Here is a 20,398-nt window from a genome sequence, read left to right as displayed (position 1 = left end):
ATGGGTGGGAGCTGGTTCTCCTCTGCATTCGGCAAGAAATGCATTCAATATGTGCTGGTGCTGGCCGTCGCGCTGACAATCAATTTTGCTCTGCCGCGGCTGGCGCCTGGCGACCCGCTGGAATTTTTCTTTGGCGAGTCGACCATCAACGAGCTGACTCCGCAGCAACGCCAGCAAGTCGAGCATGAACTTGGCTTGGATCGCTCGCTTTGGCAGCAATACGCTGATTTCATGACAGGTGTGTTCCGGTTCGATCTCGGCAGCTCCATCAAGTACGGAAAGCCAGTAACAGAAGTATTGGCAGACAGACTGCCGTGGACGTTTCTGCTGGTAGCTCCTTCTCTCATCGTGAGCGCAGTCATAGGCATCGTCATCGGTGCCTATGCTGCGTGGAACCGGGGGAAGCGCCGCGACCTGCTTTTTCTGACGGGGATGCTCACGATCGAATCGATTCCCGGCTTTTGGATCGGCATGCTGCTCATTGCGGTTTTCTCGGTCAGTCTGGGCTGGTTCCCTTCCTTTGGAGCCGTGCCAATCGCTTTTACCGGGGGCGGCATGGAGTATGTGCTCGCCGTGCTCAAACATATGACGCTTCCCGTTATCACGATTACGCTTGCGACTATCGGGGGTAATTTTTTGCTCACCCGTTCGTCGATGCTCGATACGCTGGGGCAAGATTACGTGCTGATGGCGGAAGCCAAAGGGGCGGTCAAGCGCAGCCTGATTTTCAATCATGCGCTGCGCAACGCTCTGTTGCCCGTGTACACGCACATCACGATGAGCCTGGGGATCTTGGTGAGTGGCGCTGTCGTCGTCGAGACGGTCTTTTCCTATCCGGGGGTTGGCAGGCTGCTCTACGAGAGCGTGATTGCGCGGGACTACCCGATGATGCAAGGCGTCTTTTTAATCATCACGCTAGGGGTCATCGCGGCGAATTTGCTCGCGGATTTGACATATCCGCTGTTTGACCCGCGTGCCCGTCAAAGAAAACAAGTGGAGGAGTCTCCATGAGTCGTATTGGTTCCAAAATGATTGGTTGGCTCGGCGTGTTTTTGCTGGCGATCGTTCTGCTGCTTGCCTTCGTGGGACCTTACCTGGTGCCGTACGACGCCAGCGAGCAGTCTGGTGCCCCGTTCCAACCGCCTGGAAAAGAGCATTGGCTTGGAACGAATGACATGGGGCAGGACATTTTGGCCGAGCTGGTAGTGGGCGCGCGCACCTCGCTTACGGTAGGGATTGTCGCAGCTTTGCTCGCTACCTTGATCGGCACGGTTGTCGGCCTGGTTTCGGGATATTCAGGGGGCTTTTTGGACGCCTTCTTCATGCGGATTGTAGACATTTGCCTGACTTTGCCGTTTTTGCCGCTCATGATCGTGATCGGGGTGTACATCGGGCCGAGTCTGTTGACGCAGGTGCTCGTCATCACGCTCGTCATGTGGGCAGGAAAAGCGCGGAAAATTCGCGCCCAGACGCTGTCGTTTCGCACGCGAGGAGCGGTCTTGGCTGCGCGATCGATGGGCGCGGGTCACTTCTATATTTTGCGGAAGCACATTTTTCCCAGCATCCTGCCGCTGGTCATCCCGCAGTTCGTGCAGGCTGTCAATGTCTCGATCTTGATGGAATCTTCGCTCAGTTTTTTGGGGATGGGAGATCCGCTGTCCAAAAGCTGGGGAAGCATTTTGTTTTACGCCAACTCGCGCAGCGCCTTTTTGACTGAGGCGTGGATGTGGTGGGTGATTCCGCCTGGCTTGTGCATCGTGATGACCGTGCTCGCCTTTTCCTTGATCGGCTATTACCTGGAGGAGCGGGTAAATCCGCGCCTTCGCGCTTATCAGGCGCCTGCTGCGAAGAGAGATCAGCGACTGGCGCAAGAGAAGCTGTCCGCTGTGAAGCCTGCGGCGGCAGACGCTTTGCTGGACGTGCAAAATTTGACCGTACAGTATCCGAAAGACGGCGGTACGGTTCGCGCAGTGGATGCTGTCAGCTTTGCTTTGCGCAAAGGGGAAGTGTTGGGGCTGGTTGGCGAATCGGGCAGCGGCAAAAGCACGATTGCGTCGGCTGTCATGCAGTTGTTGAGGCCGCCAGCGCTCGTCTCGCAGGGAGCAATCTATTTTGCAGGCAGCGACTTGACGCAGCTCTCGTCCGAAGAGGTGAGACGGCTGCGGGGAAATCGGATTGCCTGGATTCCGCAGGCGGCGATGAACGCGCTCAATCCTGTGATGAACGTGCGAGAGCAGTTGGCAGAAGCGCTCCGTTCCCATCAGTCCATGTCCAAAGACGAGATCGCGGAACGAATTGACGAAGTGCTTGCGCAAGTCGGACTTGCTTCCCGGTGGGCCGCTGCTTTTCCGCATGAGCTGAGCGGAGGCATGCGCCAGCGTGTCGTGATTGCCATGGCGCTTGTGAACAAGCCCGATTTGATCATAGCTGACGAGCCGACGACTGGTTTGGACGTCATGGTTCAGGTGGAGATTATCAAGCTGTTGAAAAACTTGCAGCGCACGCTTGGGCTGTCGATGGTGTTTATTTCGCACGATCTCCCTGTCGTACTCAGCCTGGCTGACCGCACCCTCATCATGAATCAGGGCAAAATCGTCGATCAGGGGAACACGCTCGCTTTGGCGAAGACGTCGACACATCCGTATACGCGCCGCTTGATCGATTCGATTCCAAGGCTGACGCCAGCCCTTGAGCAGCGTTCCTTGCAGGGGCAGGGACAACGATAATTTCACGGAGGCAAGAAGGATGGGAGTGCACAAACAAGAGCGGGATACGAGGCAGCAAAAGGTGTTGTTGCAAGTATCCGGGCTGTACAAAACTTACGGGAGCAAGGGCGCATCGAGGCAGGCTGCTCCGGTTATTGACGGCGCCAGCTTTTCCATTCGGCAAACGGAAACGGTCGGCCTGGTCGGTGCGAGCGGAGCGGGAAAAAGCACGATTGGGAGAATTATCGCCGGGATCGAGCAGGCGGACAAGGGGAAGCTGATCTACCAGGGCCAAGACTTGCTGGCGATGAAAGCCAAAGAGCGCAGAGCAGCCACGAGGTCGATTCAGATGGTTTTCCAGGACCCGTACGAGTCGCTTTCTTCGCGGATGACGATTGAACAGCTGGTCGCAGAGCCGCTGGTGATCGCCAGGCTGCACAAGAACGATCCGGCCAAAAGGACGGAGCTGGTCCGGGAAGCTTTGCGGGAAGTTGCGCTGTCACCGGAGCGTTACATGCACCGTTACGCTCATGAACTGTCAGGCGGGGAGCGCCAGCGGGTGGGCTTGGCTCGCGCGTTCATCACCCGGCCGCAGCTCATCGTGGCTGACGAGCCGACTTCCATGCTGGACACTTCCTTGCGTCTCGATTTGCTGGGGCTTATGCGAGAACTGAGCCAGCGGCATGAAATCGCTTATTTGTTCATTACGCATGATCTGGCGTTGACGCGAGGTTTTTGTGATCGGCTGCTCGTGCTCAATCAGGGGCAGATCGTGGAGACGGGCACGCCAGAAGAAGTGACGGAAAACCCGCAGCATCCTTTTACGTTGCGGCTGATCGAGGCGTTGCGGGAGCTTGACCAGTTTTGAGCGGGGATTACTCGATTGCTTGATGGAAAAAAGGAACGAGGAGGCATACATGGATCAACGAACCGATTTTTTGATGCTCGATTCGGGCTGCTGCTTTGGGGAGCCGCGTCTGAAAGACCCGAATTATCAAGATTTTTTTTCCTTCATCGATGTGTACGATTTGCCGGGGCACGATTTGTCGCCATACAAGTGCCTGGTGATTACCGGGCTGATCGACCAGGAGCTTTTGTACAAGCAAAAAGAGCAGATTCGTGATTTTCTCGACGGAGGGAAAGTGCTGGTGTTCAGCGGCAATCTGTTTTTGCCGTGGCTGCCGGGCGCGTCTGCTTTTGTGCCAAAAGAAATTCGCAATCATTCCGACTATGATGTGACGATCGCCAAGGAGCATCCGATTTTTGCCGGAGTGCAGACGTACGACATGACGTACAACAAGGGTGTTGCAGGCTTTTTCGCCAGAGGTCATCATCCGCTGCCGGACGGGGCTGAGGTGTTGTTGACCTTGCCGGGGGGAGAACCGATTACGTATATCGACCGGAACAGTACGAAGGGCACGATTCTCGTCCATTCGGGAAATGACTTGTTCGGCTACAATCACCCGGGAAAATCGACCGGACGAATTGCGCTGCAACTCACCGAGTGGGCGCGGAACGAATATCGGCAGCTTCAGGAGCCTCAGGAAAGGGGAGCGTACGCATGAGAAAGATCGCAGCTTTGTACGGCGGCAGCTCGCAGCATTTTCGCAGTTTGAACGAGCCGAAGTACCGCAAGTATTACGACAGGCTCATCTACTTGCCTGATCTTGAGAACACGTCGCTGGATGAGTTCGATGCGCTGGTGGTTCCCTCGCAGCTGCACATGGGACTGGTGATGAAATCGCGCGAGAAAATCAAACAGTTCGCGGAAAAGGGCGGGATTGTCGTCGCTTTCGGTCCGCAGCCGCGCGAATGGATTCCGGGGCAAAACTGGGAGCTTCGCCCGACGAACTTCTGGTGGTGGCTGGACAAAAACGCGAAGAGCGGGCTGGTGCTGCAAAAGCCGGACTACGATCTGTTTTCCTACATTACGCTGGCAGATGCGACCTGGCATCAGCATGGGGTGTACTGGCCGCCGGAGGGTGCCGAGGTGCTGATTTCGACCGAAGACGGGGGAGCCGTCCTGTATGTCGACAAGGTGAGCACAGCGGGTACGTGGATCGTCACTACGCTTGATCCGGACTTTCATTTTGGCTCGTACTTCATGCCTGCGACAGAACGCTTTCTCGACGGCTTCCTGCCGTGGCTGGCAGAGGGGAACGTCTGATGATCCGGCTGCAAAAGCTTTGCAAGAGCTACGGGGAGAGAGTCATTCTGCAAGACCTCGACCTGCATCTGGAAGCAGGGGAGTTCGCCTTTTTGCAGGGGCGGTCGGGTTCGGGAAAAAGCACGCTGCTCAAGCTTTTGTACCGGGAGCAAACCGAGTTTGCGGGACGCATCGATATTAATGCCGTCCCGATCGAACAAATCCGCAAATTCGAGTTAAGGCGAATGATGGGCGTCATTTTTCAATCGTTCGAGCTGCTTCCGCGAAAGACGGTCATGGAAAACGTGGCGCTCGCTGGCGAGGTCGTCGGAAAACGGTGGGGCGAAATCGAACCGGAAGCGCAGCGGCTGCTTGCAAGAGTCGGACTGCTGGATCGGAAGGATGTCTTTCCTGACCAGTTGTCGGGGGGCGAGCAGCAGCGCGTTGCGATCGTGCGTGCCCTGCTGAATCGCCCGCGCATTCTTTTGGCAGATGAGCCTACCGGGAATCTGGATAGCGAGACAGCGTTTGAAGTGATGCAATTGCTGAAAGAACTGCATGTGGAGGAAAACATGGCGATGTTGATTGTCACCCATTCGGAGCGGCTGGTTGAACAATTTCCGGCAAAGACGTGGATGATGGAGCAGGGGCGGGTACGCGTCGTATGAACAGACAATCGTGCATGTACATGCTCAGGGATGCGCGCGAAGGCATTCAGCGAAACATAGGGGCTGCGGCGGCTGCGGCAGTCTTGATTTTTGTCGCAGTGCTCATCGCGGGCATCCTGTTGCTCGGAAGGTTCGGTGTCGGGGATTTGATGGGCTATCTGGAGTCACAGGTAGCCATGAAGCTGTATGTAGACCCTGCTGCGGATACGAAGGCTATCGCGGCCATTTTGCAGGAAAAAAGCTTCGTTCAATCCGTCGAAATCGAGACAAAGGCGCAAATGCTGGAGCGATTGGCCGGATTTTTTGCCGGGCGGGAGCACCTGCTTGTCTCTTTTCAGGAGAGTCAAATTCCGGACGCAATCCGCCTGGAGCTGCGCGACAAGACGCAGATCAAGCTCGTGGCGGAACAATTGCAGACGATGAACGGCATCACAAAAGTCGTCTATCCGCAGGAATTTGCCGAAACGATCTTGCGCTGGTCGGCCCAACTGAACAAGTACGGCTTGGGCTTGCTGCTTGGTCTGGGCGCGCTCGCTTTCGGGATGGTGTTTATCGCGATGAATCTGGCCTTGTATCAAAGGCAGCAGGAGATTCGCGTCCGGCTGTTGCTTGGTGCGAACCCGTGGCATGTCAGGGGGCAATTTTTGTTTGAAGGCTGGCTGATTGGCTTCGTTGGCAGCTTGCTTGCGGCCGTAGCGATTTATTGGCTCTTTTCGGGCATGCTGTTGCCTTTGCAAAAACAGTTCCCGCTGGTGTTTCACTTCTCGCAGCAGCTGGTGTACGAGATGATGGGAGGCATGGCGCTCGCAGGCTCTTTGCTAGGGCTGTCAGCCAGCTATGCTTCGACAAGGAAGCTGATCAATCATGCGTAAAAAGTTGATGCTGCTCGTGGCGGCAGGGCTGTTTTTGGGGGCGACAGGGGCGTATGCGCATTTGACAGGCGCATTTGCGAATTTTCTCGTGACCGTCAACGACGAGAGCACCACCGAACGGCTGAAAGCAGAAGTGGCTCAGACCAAAAAAGAGATCGCCAGGCTTGCGCCGCAGATTGCCAAGCTTGAGAAAAGCTATGTTGCGGATCAAAAGGTAGCAGTCGACAAGCTGCAATTTTACAGTGAGATGGGATTGGATACGTGGGTCAGCTTGTTGCAGCAGCAACAGGAGCCTGTCGATATTCTCGGCAGTCAATGGCTGATCGAGCGGAATCTGGACGCATACATGGAGGAGCTGGACAAGCTGTATCTGGCTTACAAGCAACTGGTCGCCACGAAAGAAACGCTGGAAGGACACGAGAAGCTGCTTGGCATGATTGAGCAAAATCTTCAAGCCAGAGGCGCATTTCTCGCCGACAACCCGGAACTGCCGATCGAGCAGCTCGCCAATTATTTGGATATCGACTGGATGGCGGAGGTGGAGCCGGCTTTGCTCGCCATTTTGGCAAAAGACCGCGCTTTGACGGAGCAGCAGGCAGCCACCTGGGCTTCCACTCAGACGGGCACCGCTTCCCAGCCGTATCGTCTGGACGAAAGCTGGATCAACGAACGCAGCGAGCTGCGCTACTTTTTCCGTTCGGATCACGTGTACGTGGTGTTTCAAAAGCCTGACTTGCACGTGATTTTGATTGGACAAGTGTTGAAAGATGCTTCGGATGCGGCTGCCCTGGTTTTCGAGGCGGGATTTTTCAACGGCTTTTTGATGCCGGAAACATTGATTGAGGAATTGCAGGGCTTCCGCATTCCTTATGCACAGCTTTTGCAATTGCCTCGTGTACAGGCGCCCTTTTATCTCCAGCAAACAAGCGGAGGGCTGATCGTACGAACCGGAGATAGCCAAAACTAGCAGATCATCTGGATGGGAGAGAAAGACATGAGAAGGAGCTTGTGTTTGTTGGCGATGCTGGTATGGCTGTTGCCGAGCCTGGTATCGGCGCACATCGTCAACGAGCAAAACTTGTACGACGACCTGCAATATTCCAAGGCGACGTCGCAGATCGTGTATTTGAGCGGCCTGGGAGTGATTCCTTACGATCATCACGGCTCGACGCTGTTTTCCCCGCAGGAGAAGCTGACGCGTGAAGAGCTGGCGTATTGGGCGGGAACGTTCGGGAAGCTGCAAGAGAGCGGAGCGGCCCGTACAGAAGTGACAGCGGCAGCTTTGGCAAAAGGACTCGTGCCCTCTTTGGACGGCAATGCCACGTATGCGGACGTCAATCAGGCTTACTTTGCAGGCAAGCTGGCTGTGCAGGATGCCGGACGTGAGCTGACTCGCGAGCAATTTGCGTTGTTTGTGTTCGAGCACAGAAAAGATGAAGCCGAAGGGAAAAGCTTGTACGACCGGGGCGGCTTTCTCGCGGGGCCAACAGGCAAAGTGGACAAAGTGAGCGTTCGCGAGGAAAAAGATGCAGAGGGCAAGGCTGCAAAAGTGTATTCGCTTACTGTATCTGGCGCCGTGTATGACGTGTCGGCGCATCCGCGCGTGCTGCAAGCCGCCGTTGACCCGGCAGAGTGGGAAGGAAGGGCGATTCAGGAAGCGTGGCTGATGAATGTCGCAGGCAAACCGCAGCCGCAGCTCCAGCTGATTCAGTTTGAACAAAGCGCCAATGCTTCCGCACAACCGAAAAAAGCGACGAGTGCAGACCACGAGCATGAACACGCTGGTCATGAAGCGGCAGCCAGCAGTGACGAGTCGGGGTCATCGCTTGCTCCGCTGGTGATCGTAATCGTTCTGCTCGTGCTTGTCGGCGGCTTTTTGTTCACGCGAAAACGGAAATAAAGCCGCAGCCGCTATGGCGCTATGGATAGCTATAGGGAAAGCGAACGAAACAGGGCTTTGTCAGGGGCGGTCTGGCGAAGCCCCTGCTTTTTCTTGCGAACCGGACCGAACAGATCAAGCCAATCTAATCCATAAGTCGAAAATGGATTGACAGTGGTGCAGGCCGCGTCTTAGGATAGACAGTAACTCAGCATGTTTGGATGGAGGTTCTGTTATGTGGTATGTACGCATGCGCTAATCAGGCACGGACGACTCGCCCGTTTTTCGATGGGTTATTTGTCATGCCTGCATAGTCAGCTTGCGTATTCCTCCAAAGCTCCCTGCCTGATTCGTTGTTAGGCAGCTCTTTCAAGTGCTTTGATGCAGCAAGCTTTCGCACGAATGACACCCCCTCGGACGGGACGTTCTCCGTGCTTTTTTGCGTCCAAAAACGGATGCCGCACTTGAATGTCCACATGAGGAGGATGTATATGAATACGAAAAAAGACAGTTGGAAGAGAACTTTTTATACGATTTTTGCCGGGCAGGCTTTCTCGCTTCTGGGCAGTGCCGTTGTTCAATTCAGTATCATCTGGTGGCTGACAGAGGCGACAGGTTCAGCGGTGGTGTTGACTATCGCTTCGATGGCCGGCTTTTTGCCCCAGGCTTTGATCGGGCCTTTTGCCGGAACGATTGTGGATCGGCTGGATCGCAAAAAAATCATGATAGCCGCAGACATGTTCATTGCCTTTGTCAGTCTTGTCCTGGCTATGTTGTTTTTCGCCGGGATGGAGCCGCCTGTTTGGGCCTTTTACGTGATTCTTGGCTTGCGTTCGATCGGAAGCGCGTTTCACATGCCGTCCATGCAAGCTTCCATCCCGCTGATCGCGCCCGAAGATCAGCTGATGAAGGTGCAAGGCTGGATGCAGACGCTGACCTCTGCCGTACACATGGCGGGTCCGATGCTCGGTGCTTTTTTACTGGCCTATTTCTCGATGGAAGCAGTGCTCTTGCTCGATGTTTTGGGGGCGCTGCTGGCAAGTGCCGCTTTGCTGATGGTGCATATTCCGAATCCTGAGCGCAGCGCGCCGGAGGAAGGCGCGAGCGGCATGCGCAGCGAGATCAAGGCAGGGCTGCGCGAACTGATGAAGTCAAAAGGCTTGCTGGTGATCACAGCGGCAATCGGGTTCACGACGTTTGTGTATGTGCCGGTCGGGGCATTGTTTACTCTTATGGTACTGAATCATTTTGGCAAAGGGGCGTGGCATGCCGGAGTGGTGGAGTTTTCTTTTGCAGCAGGTATGCTCGTCGGCTCGCTGCTTTTGGGCAGCTGGGGTGCCAAGCGAAATCGCGTGTACTTGTTGACAGGCGGGATTGCGTTGCTGGGAGCGGGACTGTTCTTCGCGGGGCTGTTGCCTGCGTCCGGATTTGTCGGGTTTGTGCTGCTGTCGGGCTTGATGGGGGTATCGGGACCATTGTTTGGCGGCCCGTTTGCGGTGCTGTTGCAAACGACGATCGACCCGGCTGTTCAGGGGCGAGTGATGTCTCTGGTCAACAGCCTGATGCTGATCGCAACGCCGATTGGTTTGTTGGTGGCAGGCCCGGTAGCTGAGGCAATCGGGGTGGACAGCTGGTTCTCGCTGTCCGGTATTGCCATTGTGCTCATCGGCTTGTGCCCCTTGCTCTTTCCGGCAGTGAGGGAGCTGAAGGCATCCGCAGCGAGCCAGTAATCACGTGCATACAAGCAGCCAAGGTCACGCATGGTGGCTTTGGCTGTGTTTGTGTCAACGGAGTGGATGGAGGTTTTACAGTTATGTGTCGAAATGCCTGTGAGATTGGTAATGCAAGCCTTGTAAATTTATAATGAAGGTGTACATGAACAGCGAGGAAGCGCCTTTCAGCGGGAAAGAGGGTACTATGGAACCAGATCAACGGATTGAAGCAGCTCAACACTTTATCCGCACCTGCTACAGCGAATTGAATAAAACAGAGGCCGAGACAGAGCGACGTTTGCAGCAAGTCCGGCAGCAGATGGAGTCACAAGGCTACTATGAGCATACAGAGGAGGAGTTGCGTCACGGGGCGAAAATGGCCTGGCGCAACAGCAATCGGTGCATTGGCCGCTTTTTCTGGGAGTCGCTGATTGTGTTGGACGAGCGCCATGTCCAGACAGAGGAAGAGATGGCGCAGGCGTTGCTGCGACACATCGAGTTCGCGACGAACGGCGGAAAAATCCGGCCGACGATCACCGTCTTTGCGGCGGAGACACCAGAGCGCCCAGCCATGCGCATCTGGAACCATCAGCTCATTCGCTATGCCGGATATGAAACCGAGTACGGCGTACTGGGCGATCCGATTTCGATTGAATTGACGAAGCTCTGTTTGAGCTTGGGCTGGCAGGGCGCTGGCACTCACTACGACATTTTGCCGCTCGTCGTACAGATCGGGGATCGCAAGCCGCAGTTTTTCGAGATTCCACCTGAACTGGTCATTGAAGTGCCGATTACTCATCCGGAAATAGCAGGCTTCGCGGACCTTGGCTTGCAATGGTACGGCGTGCCGATCGTGGCTGATATGCGAATGGAGATCGGCGGCATGAATTACTTGGCGGCGCCATTCAACGGCTGGTACATGGGAACGGAAATCGGCGCGCGCAATCTGGCAGACGAATATCGCTACAACATGCTGCCGAAAGTCGCAGAGGTCATGGGGCTGGACACGAGCCGGGAAGCGACGCTTTGGAGGGACAAGGCGTTGGTCGAACTGAATGTGGCCGTCCTGCATTCTTATAAGGAAAAAGGCGTGTCGATTGTCGACCACCATACAGCCAGTCAACAATTCAAACGTTTTGAGGAAAGAGAAGAAAAAAATGGCCGGGCCATTACAGGAGACTGGACATGGCTGATTCCGCCGATTTCTCCTGCGGCTACGCACATTTTTCACAGCGCGTACGACAACAAGCTGGAATCGCCGAATTTTCATTACCAGACCAAACCGGAATGGCCCCAAAATAAGTGATGGAAGATGTCGCGGACGACGGTTCGCGGCATTTTTTTGTAAAGAGGAAGCCTCCGCCAACAGATTGCCGAACCCAAAATCCAAAGGTTTTTACTGGATGTAAAGGCGCGATGCGGGCAGAAAAGCGCCGCCATGAAGCTTGCACAGCGTTAGAGCTGTAATGGATTTACAGTGATTTTCTTCGACAGAACAGTGGCGAAATCAGTAAGATGTGATAAAATCATAACGATAATGATTATCATTATTACAGAAGGTGGGGGAGATTCACTTTGCGCAAAACCGGGTTTTACAAATCAAGCTTGCTGGCGATCATGCTGGTTCTCGTAGGGATTTTGTCGGCTTGCGGACAAGCTCCAGCCAATAACGCCGCTCAACCAGCGCAGGAACAAAAGGCTGCTCCGGCGGCGACCGAAAGTAACAGTGAATTTATCACGTACCAGGCTCCGAATGGAGAGGTGAAAATTCCGAAGGACGTGAAACGATTAGTTGTGCTTGCCGATATTTACGCCGGAGATTTCCTGGCTTTGGGAATCAAGCCGATTGCCGTTACCGATCACGTCTTGCAAAACCCGTACATGAAAGGCAAACTGGACGGCGTGGAAAGCGTTGGCGACGGTACTTCCGTTGAGAAAGTGCTGAGCATGAGTCCAGATTTGATCATCGTGTTTGAAGGCGATGCCAATACGGCAGAGTTGTCCAAAATTGCTCCGACCGTTGCTGTTCCTTACGGCAAGAAAACGTTCCGCGAGCAGCTTCAAGAGTTCGGCAAAATGACAGGCAAAGAAGACAAAGCCAATGAATGGATTGCGGCTTGGGACAAGAAAATTGCTGATCTGAAACCGAAAGTACAGGCGGCGGTAGGAGACAAAACCGTTGCCATCCTTCAGCCTTACGCCAAAGGGATTTACGCCTTCGGACACAACTTCAGCAGGGGCGGCGAAATCATTTACGGCGAATTTCAGTTGAAGGCTCCGGCTGCTACGCAAAAAGTTGCCATCGACACTGGCACGGGCTGGGCAGATGTTTCGCTGGAAACACTTCCCGACTTTGCGGGTGATGTCATTTTCACCAGCGGATGGTCTGGAGATGATACCAATCCGGATGGCGTGTATGAGAACAACGTATGGAAAAACCTTCCTGCTGTGAAAAACAATAAAGTATTCCAGCTCGACCGCGTCGGCTCGTATTTTAACGACCCGATTTCGCTGGACGCGCAGCTCGATTTCTTTGTAGAAAAACTGACGCAAAACTAGGCCAATCCAATAGAAAACCCCCGAACCGGACAGCGGCAGAACGCTGATCCCGGCTCGGGGGTTTGTCTGTTTTTAACGGTTGTAGTAACTGCTGAGAGCTTGCAGCAGACCGAGCGGATTTTTGCGCAAATCTTTGGCGCTAAAGAAGATGCTGCCTTGCACTTCCGGAACGGATGCGTTGAAGTTCAACTGGTTAATAATTTCCTGCGAGCTTTGCCAGCCTGCCTCGGCTGTTCCCAGCTTGTAAGGAGAGTGGCCGATGAAAAGCTTGACGTTGGTTCCGCGCACCTCGTCTGCCCACCAAGTAACGAGCTTGTCGTACTGGGCTGGTGCAAAGGAAAGGCTCCAGTAAACTTGCGGCGTTACATAATCCATCCATCCTTGCTTGATCCATGTGCGCACGTCGGCATACATGTTGTCGTAGGCGGTGACCCCTGCTTTCGTGTCCGAGCCTGTCTGATCGACGGCGATGTTTCGCCATACGCCGAATGGGCTGATCCCGAACTGAACGCGTGGCTTGGCACTTTTGATCGACTGGTTCAGCTGTTGGACGAACTGATTGATGTTGTCGCGGCGCCAGTCGGCTTTGGTCGCGATTTTTTTGCTGTTATAGGCTTTGAAGGCCGCGTCGTCATTGAAAGTGCCGTTGGACGGATAGAAGTAGTCGTCCAGGTGGACACCATCGACGTCGTAACGCTGCACGACCTCCATGATTTCGGCAATGATTTGCTGACGGGCTTGCGGAATGCCCGGATTGATGTACAGCTTGTTGCTGGAATTGACAATCCATTCAGGATGCTTTTTTGCTACATGCGTAGCGGCCAGCTGGTCGGTTTTGGCATCTACATTGGCGCGGAACGGATTGAACCAGGCGTGGAACTGCATGCCGCGTCTGTGCGTTTCCTCGACCATAAAAGCAAGCGGGTCATAGCCCGGATTTTTCCCCTGGGTGCCAGTCAAGTATTTGGACCAAGGCACCAGTGAAGACGGGTACAAGGCGTCTGCGGAAGGACGCACCTGCACGAATACGGCATTCATGCCCATCGCTTGCAGCTCGTCCAAAAGCTGTATGTATTCCTGCTGCTGCTTGCTCTGGTTGCCGTAGGAGCCAGTCGACGGCCAGTCCAGATTGTAGACAGTAGATACCCACACACCGCGCAAAGAACCGTTCTGGACAGGCGGGGTTGTCGGTACAGGTACAGAACCAGAACCGTTATTGCCGCCGGAAATATCTGCGGGCGGCGGTGTAACGACAGCTGTGCTGCCCGTCAGCAGCGTAATCGTTCTTGTTTCCTGCGCCCAGTTCACTTGCAAGCCAAGCTGTTCGGAGACAAAACGGAGAGGAACCATAACCCGGCCCTGTCTGTTTTGAACCGAAGCATCCAGCGGGATCGTGCTGTCGTTTACGAGCGCGTAAGTCTGATTAATGGTCATGGACAGCACCGTGCTGTCTTTTAAAATCGTGGCTGTCTGGGAGTTTTGATCCCAGTATACTTCTGCGCCAAGACTTTCGCTGATGACCCGCAAAGGAACCATCGTGACGTTTACTTTCGGGATGATGTACGGAGCGACGTCGCTTCTGATTTGCTGCCCGTCCAAAAAGATGCTGATGCCAGGAGCTGCCTGCGCTGTATGCACAGATGTCCCCATCGCTGGAATACACAACACGAACATAAGCAAAAGCATGAACCACTTGCGTAACTTCATTTTGTGAATCCTCCGACACGTAATATTTGCGGCAAAACTCTCACTAAACGTTTGACGTCTTATTATATCGCTTTGTTACGGCGGAATGGGAGGAGAATTGAGTCGATTCGGTTCATTTCGACAAAAATAAGGTCGTTGGAACCATCCAAGCTGATGAGGAATAGGCAAAGACATAGCCATTTTTTAGGGAGAGGAATAACTGCATGAGTTTGTTTCTTTCACAAAAGGTGCCGATTGTGTTTGTTCCGGGGCTGTTTGGGTCGATGAACGATCAGATTATTCCGGGAACCGGAGACTGGAGCTTTGGACTTGCGCGAACTGCATATGAACCGTTTGTTCGTATGCTGGAAAATATGGGATACCGTTTAAACGAGCAGTTGTTTGTTGCCTTTTATGATTGGCGTCAACCTGTCGGCCTCTCCGCCGAGCAATTTCTTGTGCCTGTTATCCAATGGGCGAAGCAAAAGACCGGCTCGCCGTATGTCAATCTGGTTTGCCACAGTATGGGCGGGCTGGTAGCCAGGTCGTATGTACAAGGGGATGCGTATCAAAACGATGTGGACCAGCTGCTTGTTTTTGCCACGCCAAACGCAGGTTCTCCGATCAGTTATTGCTATTGGGCTGGCGGAAAGCTCCCGCGTTCGGTCCATGCCAAAAGAAATGTAGTCGAGATTTACATGAATGTATATCTGGCTTATTTGGAGCACGGAAGACCGTTCAAGCGGGTGCAGGCGATCCAGAAACATTTTCCGAGCCTGCTTGATTTGGTGCCTGCGGCTGACTATGGGGATTACTTGCTGGAGAAGAAAAACGGGGTCGAATCGTTCGTCCCGTACAGCAGCATGGTGGTCAGAAATGAGTATGTCGATCTGCTTAACCGTACGATGGGGATTATTTACGACCGCAACATTCGCGTCACGGTTGTAGCTGGGGTCGGGCACGAAACGATCCATTACTTGCGCACCGTCCCATCGCTGTCTCCGACAAAATGGGTCGATGGCAGAGTAGTAGGCTCGATCAACAGCAAAGCCGGGGATGGCAGCGTCATGGCAAAAAGCGTTTTTGCCTTGGAAGGTGACAAATATTACGTGGAAGCATCGCATCTGGATGTTTTGTATAAAAGCGAACCGCTCCTGTGGCAGCTTCTGGGATAGCAGCATGTACGGGGACGGGGGCAGGCAAGAAAAAGAGGACTGAGCCAGGAGAAGCTGGCCCAAGTCCTCTTTTTGAATTATACGGCGCTCTTTCTGCGATACAGCAGGATGGAAAGACCGATCAGCAGGGAGGAGATTCCGGCGAGCAAATAGCCCGTTGGTGCTTCCTCGCCAGTCTGTGGCAGCACATTTCCGCTTGGGAACGCTTCGTCCGCGTTGTTTTGTACGTTGGCGTTTTTCGAGCCTGCGGATTCGGTTGGCTGGGCAGGAGTGCCGGGGCTTGCTGTCTGCCCGGCGTTGTTCGTCTGCTCAGGGTTGCCGGATTGTTCGGGTGTGGGCAGGTTGCCCAGGAGTACCGGAGTGCCCAGAAGTGCCCGGCTGTCCCGGAGTGCCCGGCTGTCCTGGAGTGCCTGGCTGTCCCGGAGTGCCCGGTTGCTCAGGAGTACCTGGCTGCTCAGGAGTATCTGGTTTGTCTGGTTTATCCGGTTTGTCCGGCTTATCCGGTTTGTCTGGTTTATCCGGCTTTTCGGGTTTTTCAGGTTTGGTCGGCTCTTCCGGATCTGGATCGGTACCGCCGCCTGTTTTTACCTTGTTCTCCACAACGACTTCCACGTGTTTGCCTTTGGTTTGCCCTTTTTGGACAACAAAGGCGATCGGCGTGCTGTCTTTCTCATAACCAGCTGGCGCTTTTGTCTCGATGAACTCGTATTTGCCAGGGTTGAGGTTCTCGACGATCAGTTCGCCGTTCTCGTCAGTTGTGAGATTGTCCTGCACGGTCCGGCCATTCTCGTCCTCCAAGGTGAAGACCGCTCCTGCCAGCTTGCGATTCGCATTTCCAGCCTTGACCTTGATCAGTTTGACTGAACCTGGAATCAGCTTGTTGGTCAGAGTGAGGGAGAGCGGATCGCCAGCGGTCAAGTCGAAACGCAGAGGGTCTGCCAGCTGATAGTCGGCAAGCGCCTTGGTTTCAACGAATTTGTACGTTCCAGGCTGAAGGTTCTCAACGTGGATTTTGCCATTCGCATCCGTAATCAATCCGCTTTGTACCACTTTGCCGTCTGCATCAACCAGATCGAAGGTGACACCAGCGAGTGGTTCCTTCGTAAAGTGATCGATTTTCAGCAATTCCACGGAGCCTGCCTGCGGGATTCCTGTAATGACTTGGTTTTCCGCGATGACTTCCACGTGTTTGCCTTGGACCTGGTTTCTTTTGATCTCGAAGGCGATTGGCTTGCTTGTTCTCATGTAGCCAGCCGGAGCTTTCGTTTCGACAAACTGATACTTTCCGGGATTGAGGTTCTCCACAATCAGTTCGCCGTTGTCATCGGTCGTCAATTCTTTCAGTTCCAGCCCGTCTTTATCTTTGACGGTTTGCCCATTTTCGTCCTCCAGGGTGAAAACGGCTCCCTTCAGCTTGTGGTTGGGATAGCCTGCTCTTACTTTGGTCAGTTTGACCGAGCCTGGAATCAGTTTGTTGGTCAAAGTAAGCGTCAATGTGCCTTCGTCGACCAGATCGAATTTCAGCGGAGCCGCCAGCTGATAGTCCGGGAGTGTTGTCTTCTCCACGAACTGGTAGCTTCCGGCTTTGAGATTCGGAACGGTAATTTTGCCTTCCGCATTCGTTGCCAATCCGCTTTGCACCAGTTTGTCGTCTGCGTCAAGCAGGTCGAAGGTGACGCCAGCGAGAGGTTCCTGCGTGAAGTGGTCGATTTTTAGCAGTTCAACCGAACCGACGTTTTTCTCGTTTTTCATGGTGAGCTTCACGATTTCCGTCTGGTTGGCAACGATGGTGAATGTTTGCGGAGTGGTATCCAGTTTGTACCCTTTCGGCGCTGTTTTTTCTACCAGACGATAGTCGCCTGTTGGCAGATCACCTTTGAACAGCTTGCCGTCCGGTCCTGTCGTCAGTTCAGCGACGTCTTCGAATGTGCCGTTTTTATCGAACTGGAGCAGGAAAACGGCCCCGTCCAGTTGCTTCGCTGCATTTTCCGAGTCCACCTTGGTCAGCTCGAAACCTTGCCGCAGCAGTTTGTTTTCCACGGTGATTTCCAGCGTGTAAGGGACTGCGGGATCGGGCGTGCCGGAAGCTTTCAAGATAAGCTCTTTGCCGCTGCGGTACTCATCCGGGATGACGTAGACAGCTGGCGCGGAAATTTCTTTCAGCTTGTAAGTTTTGTATTTGTAATTTTTGAAAAGGGCAAGACCATCGGCATCTGTCACGATTTTTTCCAGCAGAGTCGCTCCCGATTTGTCGTACAGCCCGAACTCTGCCCCGGCCAGAGGCTCTTTCGTGTCAGCGTCTTTTTTAATGACTTGGATGTGGCCTTTGCCCGGTGTGTTTGCCCCGCCGCCTGCACCGGACAATTTCACCTTGATGCCTTCATTCCCTTTATCGTCGACCCCGACAACGGTTTTGCCTGCAAAAGAAGCTTCATTGTCGATCTTTTCGCCGTCGTCAGCGTTGATAAACGACTGGTATTCGAGGATGTAGGCTGTGTGCAGTTCATTTTTGAACGTGATGGAAAACGAATTGCCTTCTGTGTGCAGCGTGTATTCAGCCGCATCCAGTTCAGTCGACTTGAACAGCGCTCCGTTGGCAGAGACATCCGTTGTGTACAGCTTGAAGGAATCTTGCAGCAAAATTTGATTGGCAGACAAAGTATCCTTCAACTGGGCACCTGCCGCGATTTGCGACTGGCTCGGGTTGATCATGATGCTCCAAAATGCGTACTCAGATTCTGCTCCCGTACCTTGACGGCCTGTTTTCAGCAGGTAATCTCCGCCGTATTTCGGCTTCACAGTCGTTGATCCTGTGAAGAGCGGAGGGGTAGAGGTGTCACTGTCGTGCAACGTCGCTTTGTTTGTGTATTCGCTCTGGACGGGGAGATTTTCCAGGTTGGTTTTGTAGGTAATACGGACAGCGGATTTGATTTCGCCGAGGTGTATTTCAAAACCGTCGTTGCCGTTTTCCTTCAGCTTCTGGAAGTTGGAGAACGGGATTTCCTCGTCCACGACTTCTACACCGTTTGCTCCACCCGTCAGCTTCAGCTTGTAAACCTTCAGCGAGTTGTCCACGAAAGTTTGCTCGCCGCTGTAAAAGTCGCGCACAATCGCATTGGAAATCTGGTGAAGGTTGTAGTTCACATCGATTGTCCATGTAATTTCTTTCGTCTTGGCGTTGTATGTGCCCGTCTTGTTTCCGTTGTTCGTGGTGTAGCGGTCTGGAGTGACCGTAGCCGATTTGGTGATCGGTGTCTGTGGCGTACCGTTTTCGGTCCAGTTCAACGTAGCTTCGTTTTTGTAAGCGGTCGGACGGTCTTTGGACGTTGGATCGAATCTGGTTTCGTACGTGATCACATGGCTTTTGGTCAGTTTGTTCATGAACGTGATTTTAAAGCCTTTTGCGTAGTCGGGATTCGGTTCCAGCGTGTAGTCTGTGTCTTTTTGCAGCTCGTTCGTCCAGTCGCTGACTTTCACACTTTCCGGGATGAGTGTCAGCCCCTGGCCTGCGTAGTTGTCCGTGATGAACAGGCCCGCGTCCATTTCCCAGTTGTCGCCGTTGAGGTAGAGGGTCCATTCAATCGTTTTCTTGTCGTAATTGACCCGTTCTTTTTTGGCCGATTTCCAGAAAATTTCCTGGTTGATGTCCCTTGGAGCTTCCGCTGTATCGCCTGCGCTGTTTTCCACTTTGTTGATCACCGTGTATTTGTCTTCATGGACCCGCTTTTTCGCTTTGGTTTGGTAGACGATCTCGTAAGCTGTTGTCACGTCTTCGGCAAACTGGAGCTTGAAGCCAGTCGGAGTGTCCGTTACGGTGTAGTTTGTAACAGCTGCTCCCGCCTTGGTTGCCTTTCCGTTATCGTCGATGCTCATTTGATAAACGGTGAAAGAGCCAGGCAAAAGCTCCTGATGATTCGTATCGAATGTGTCCGCGATCCAAGCGTTGGCCTGCGGGATCGTTTTCTCATTGTAGTTGTACTGGATCGACCATGTAATGGTTTGGGTTTCCGATTTGTAGTCAGGCGTACCTTTGGTCAAGGGCTTGCTGTACTTGACCGAGACGCTTGCCGAGTCTTTCAGGGCATCAGGAAGATTGCTTCCTGTGACAGTGGCCTGGTTGGTAAACGTTTGATCTTTGCTTTCCGTGATCTTGGTTTTGTACGTGACTCGATAAGCGCTGTTGATATCGCCGAAATTAATTGTAAATCCGTTGGCTGTCGTCAATTTTTCAGGGGTAAAGGAAGTGATTTCGCCCTTTTGATTGACGAGGCCGTTCAGATTTACTTCCAGCGCGTACACTTTGATGGACGTCATGTCGATTTCCAGACCGTTTGGAAGTTCATCTGTAAATACGGCGTCTTTTATCGGGTGCTCCCCTTGGTTAAAATCAACCGTCCAGTCGATTTCGCTGGCGTTCATCCCTTTGTTTGCTTTGGCTGCCTTTTTGATTTGAGTGTCGTTTTTGTTTTTGAAGTGAACCTGAATCAGGGCGACTCCGTCCAGTTTGAAGTCAATTTCCTGTCTGGTGCCCCCTTCAAACTTTAGTTCATCAAACTCGCGCCAAACAAAGAAGTAGCCGTTATCTACCTCTTGCCCATCGTTGATGGAATCGTTGAAGGTAAAAGTGACCTGTCCGTCTGTTGTCACCTCGTACGTTCCGTAGCCTCCGTCGAGGTCTCCGGTCAAGACGCGGTCTGTTTTGAATTTGTCCGGTAATGGAAAGGAGAAAGTAGAGCCTTCGGAATAAGCATGGCCTGCTTCCAGCTTCCATGTGAAGTCGATTTGAACGCGCGATCCCTGGTCCGGTCGGATTTCCTCGATGTTGTTCCCGTTTTTGTCCTTCATAACCACGCTGGTGATGATGTTCTCGGTTATGACGTCGCCTTGTGGGACAGGCACTTCAAGGACAGGCGGGGGAGCGCTTGGCGATGGCGGGACAGAGCCGTCGCCCGGGACGGGGCCCGTGCCTGTGCCGGGGTTGGTGCCGGAGCCGTCG

Annotated in this window: 16 protein-coding genes; 13 read left to right on the top strand and 3 right to left on the bottom strand. The window is 53.6% G+C overall.

All coding sequences use genetic code 11. The features are described 5' to 3' along the window. The 12 genes from DEP07_RS14520 (at position 1) to DEP07_RS14465 (ending at position 12,541) form a co-directional block, all read left to right on the top strand. The gene (locus DEP07_RS14520) at positions 1-1,011 is read left to right on the top strand and encodes an ABC transporter permease (RefSeq protein WP_217022049.1); all 1,011 of its coding nucleotides are present in this window, start codon (positions 1-3) and stop codon (positions 1,009-1,011) included. Further along, entirely contained in the window at positions 1,008-2,726 is a 1,719-nt protein-coding gene (locus tag DEP07_RS14515; protein WP_287102646.1) for a dipeptide/oligopeptide/nickel ABC transporter permease/ATP-binding protein, read from the top strand. Before DEP07_RS14520 ends, DEP07_RS14515 begins: the two co-directional genes overlap by 4 nt. Positions 2,727-2,745: 19 nt before the next feature. Then, positions 2,746-3,573, top strand: coding sequence for an ABC transporter ATP-binding protein (locus DEP07_RS14510; protein WP_217022051.1), 828 nt, complete (start codon positions 2,746-2,748; stop codon positions 3,571-3,573). A gap of 49 nt (positions 3,574-3,622) precedes the next feature. Next, positions 3,623-4,270: a phosphate starvation-inducible protein PhoH gene (locus DEP07_RS14505; RefSeq protein ID WP_173597275.1), complete on the top strand. Its 648-nt coding sequence runs from the start codon at positions 3,623-3,625 to the stop codon at positions 4,268-4,270. Beyond that, positions 4,267-4,872, top strand: a complete 606-nt coding sequence (locus DEP07_RS14500) for a hypothetical protein (RefSeq protein ID WP_122962386.1) — start codon at positions 4,267-4,269, stop codon at positions 4,870-4,872. The genes DEP07_RS14505 and DEP07_RS14500 overlap by 4 nt, the downstream gene beginning before the upstream one ends. Then, positions 4,872-5,519 carry a cell division ATP-binding protein FtsE gene (locus DEP07_RS14495; RefSeq protein WP_173597276.1) on the top strand — a complete coding sequence of 216 codons (648 nt, stop codon included), beginning with the start codon at positions 4,872-4,874 and terminating at the stop codon, positions 5,517-5,519. The genes DEP07_RS14500 and DEP07_RS14495 overlap by 1 nt, the downstream gene beginning before the upstream one ends. After that, complete coding sequence (locus tag DEP07_RS14490; protein ID WP_242773613.1) at positions 5,516-6,391, top strand: cell division protein FtsX; 876 nt, start codon at positions 5,516-5,518, stop codon at positions 6,389-6,391. The genes DEP07_RS14495 and DEP07_RS14490 overlap by 4 nt, the downstream gene beginning before the upstream one ends. Next, positions 6,384-7,358, top strand: a complete 975-nt coding sequence (locus DEP07_RS14485; protein WP_173598984.1) for a hypothetical protein — start codon at positions 6,384-6,386, stop codon at positions 7,356-7,358. Before DEP07_RS14490 ends, DEP07_RS14485 begins: the two co-directional genes overlap by 8 nt. Positions 7,359-7,385: 27 nt before the next feature. After that, on the top strand, positions 7,386-8,291 hold the full coding sequence (locus DEP07_RS14480) for a hypothetical protein (protein WP_229049772.1): 906 nt from the start codon (positions 7,386-7,388) through the stop codon (positions 8,289-8,291). A gap of 470 nt (positions 8,292-8,761) precedes the next feature. Next, complete coding sequence (locus DEP07_RS14475; RefSeq protein ID WP_242773615.1) at positions 8,762-10,000, top strand: MFS transporter; 1,239 nt, start codon at positions 8,762-8,764, stop codon at positions 9,998-10,000. 187 nt (positions 10,001-10,187) lie between these two features. Further along, positions 10,188-11,288: a nitric oxide synthase oxygenase gene (locus DEP07_RS14470; protein WP_173598985.1), complete on the top strand. Its 1,101-nt coding sequence runs from the start codon at positions 10,188-10,190 to the stop codon at positions 11,286-11,288. A gap of 269 nt (positions 11,289-11,557) precedes the next feature. Further along, a complete protein-coding gene (locus tag DEP07_RS14465) occupies positions 11,558-12,541 on the top strand; it encodes an iron-hydroxamate ABC transporter substrate-binding protein (protein WP_173598986.1) in 984 nt (327 codons plus the stop codon). A 72-nt stretch (positions 12,542-12,613) separates the two neighbouring features. On the opposite strand, the gene DEP07_RS14460 is transcribed toward DEP07_RS14465, so the two are convergent. Continuing rightward, positions 12,614-14,248, bottom strand: coding sequence for a family 10 glycosylhydrolase (locus DEP07_RS14460; RefSeq protein ID WP_173598987.1), 1,635 nt, complete (start codon positions 14,246-14,248; stop codon positions 12,614-12,616). 203 nt (positions 14,249-14,451) lie between these two features. Between DEP07_RS14460 and DEP07_RS14455 the strand changes: the two genes are divergently transcribed. Next, entirely contained in the window at positions 14,452-15,402 is a 951-nt protein-coding gene (locus DEP07_RS14455) for an esterase/lipase family protein (protein WP_122962394.1), read from the top strand. 77 nt (positions 15,403-15,479) lie between these two features. Here DEP07_RS14455 and DEP07_RS14450 read toward each other — a convergent pair whose 3' ends face one another. Then, positions 15,480-15,590, bottom strand: a complete 111-nt coding sequence (locus DEP07_RS14450) for an LPXTG cell wall anchor domain-containing protein (protein ID WP_167470227.1) — start codon at positions 15,588-15,590, stop codon at positions 15,480-15,482. A gap of 121 nt (positions 15,591-15,711) precedes the next feature. Next, positions 15,712-20,398 (bottom strand): SpaA isopeptide-forming pilin-related protein (locus DEP07_RS14445; protein WP_287102645.1); only part of this gene is annotated, 4,687 nt, incomplete at its 5' end.

Source organism: Brevibacillus sp. (genome assembly GCF_003521185.1).
Taxonomy (GTDB): Bacteria; Bacillota; Bacilli; order Brevibacillales; family Brevibacillaceae; genus Brevibacillus; species Brevibacillus parabrevis.
The sequence above is the reverse complement of the archived record's forward strand: the minus strand, read 5'-3'. Positions and strand labels throughout refer to the sequence as shown.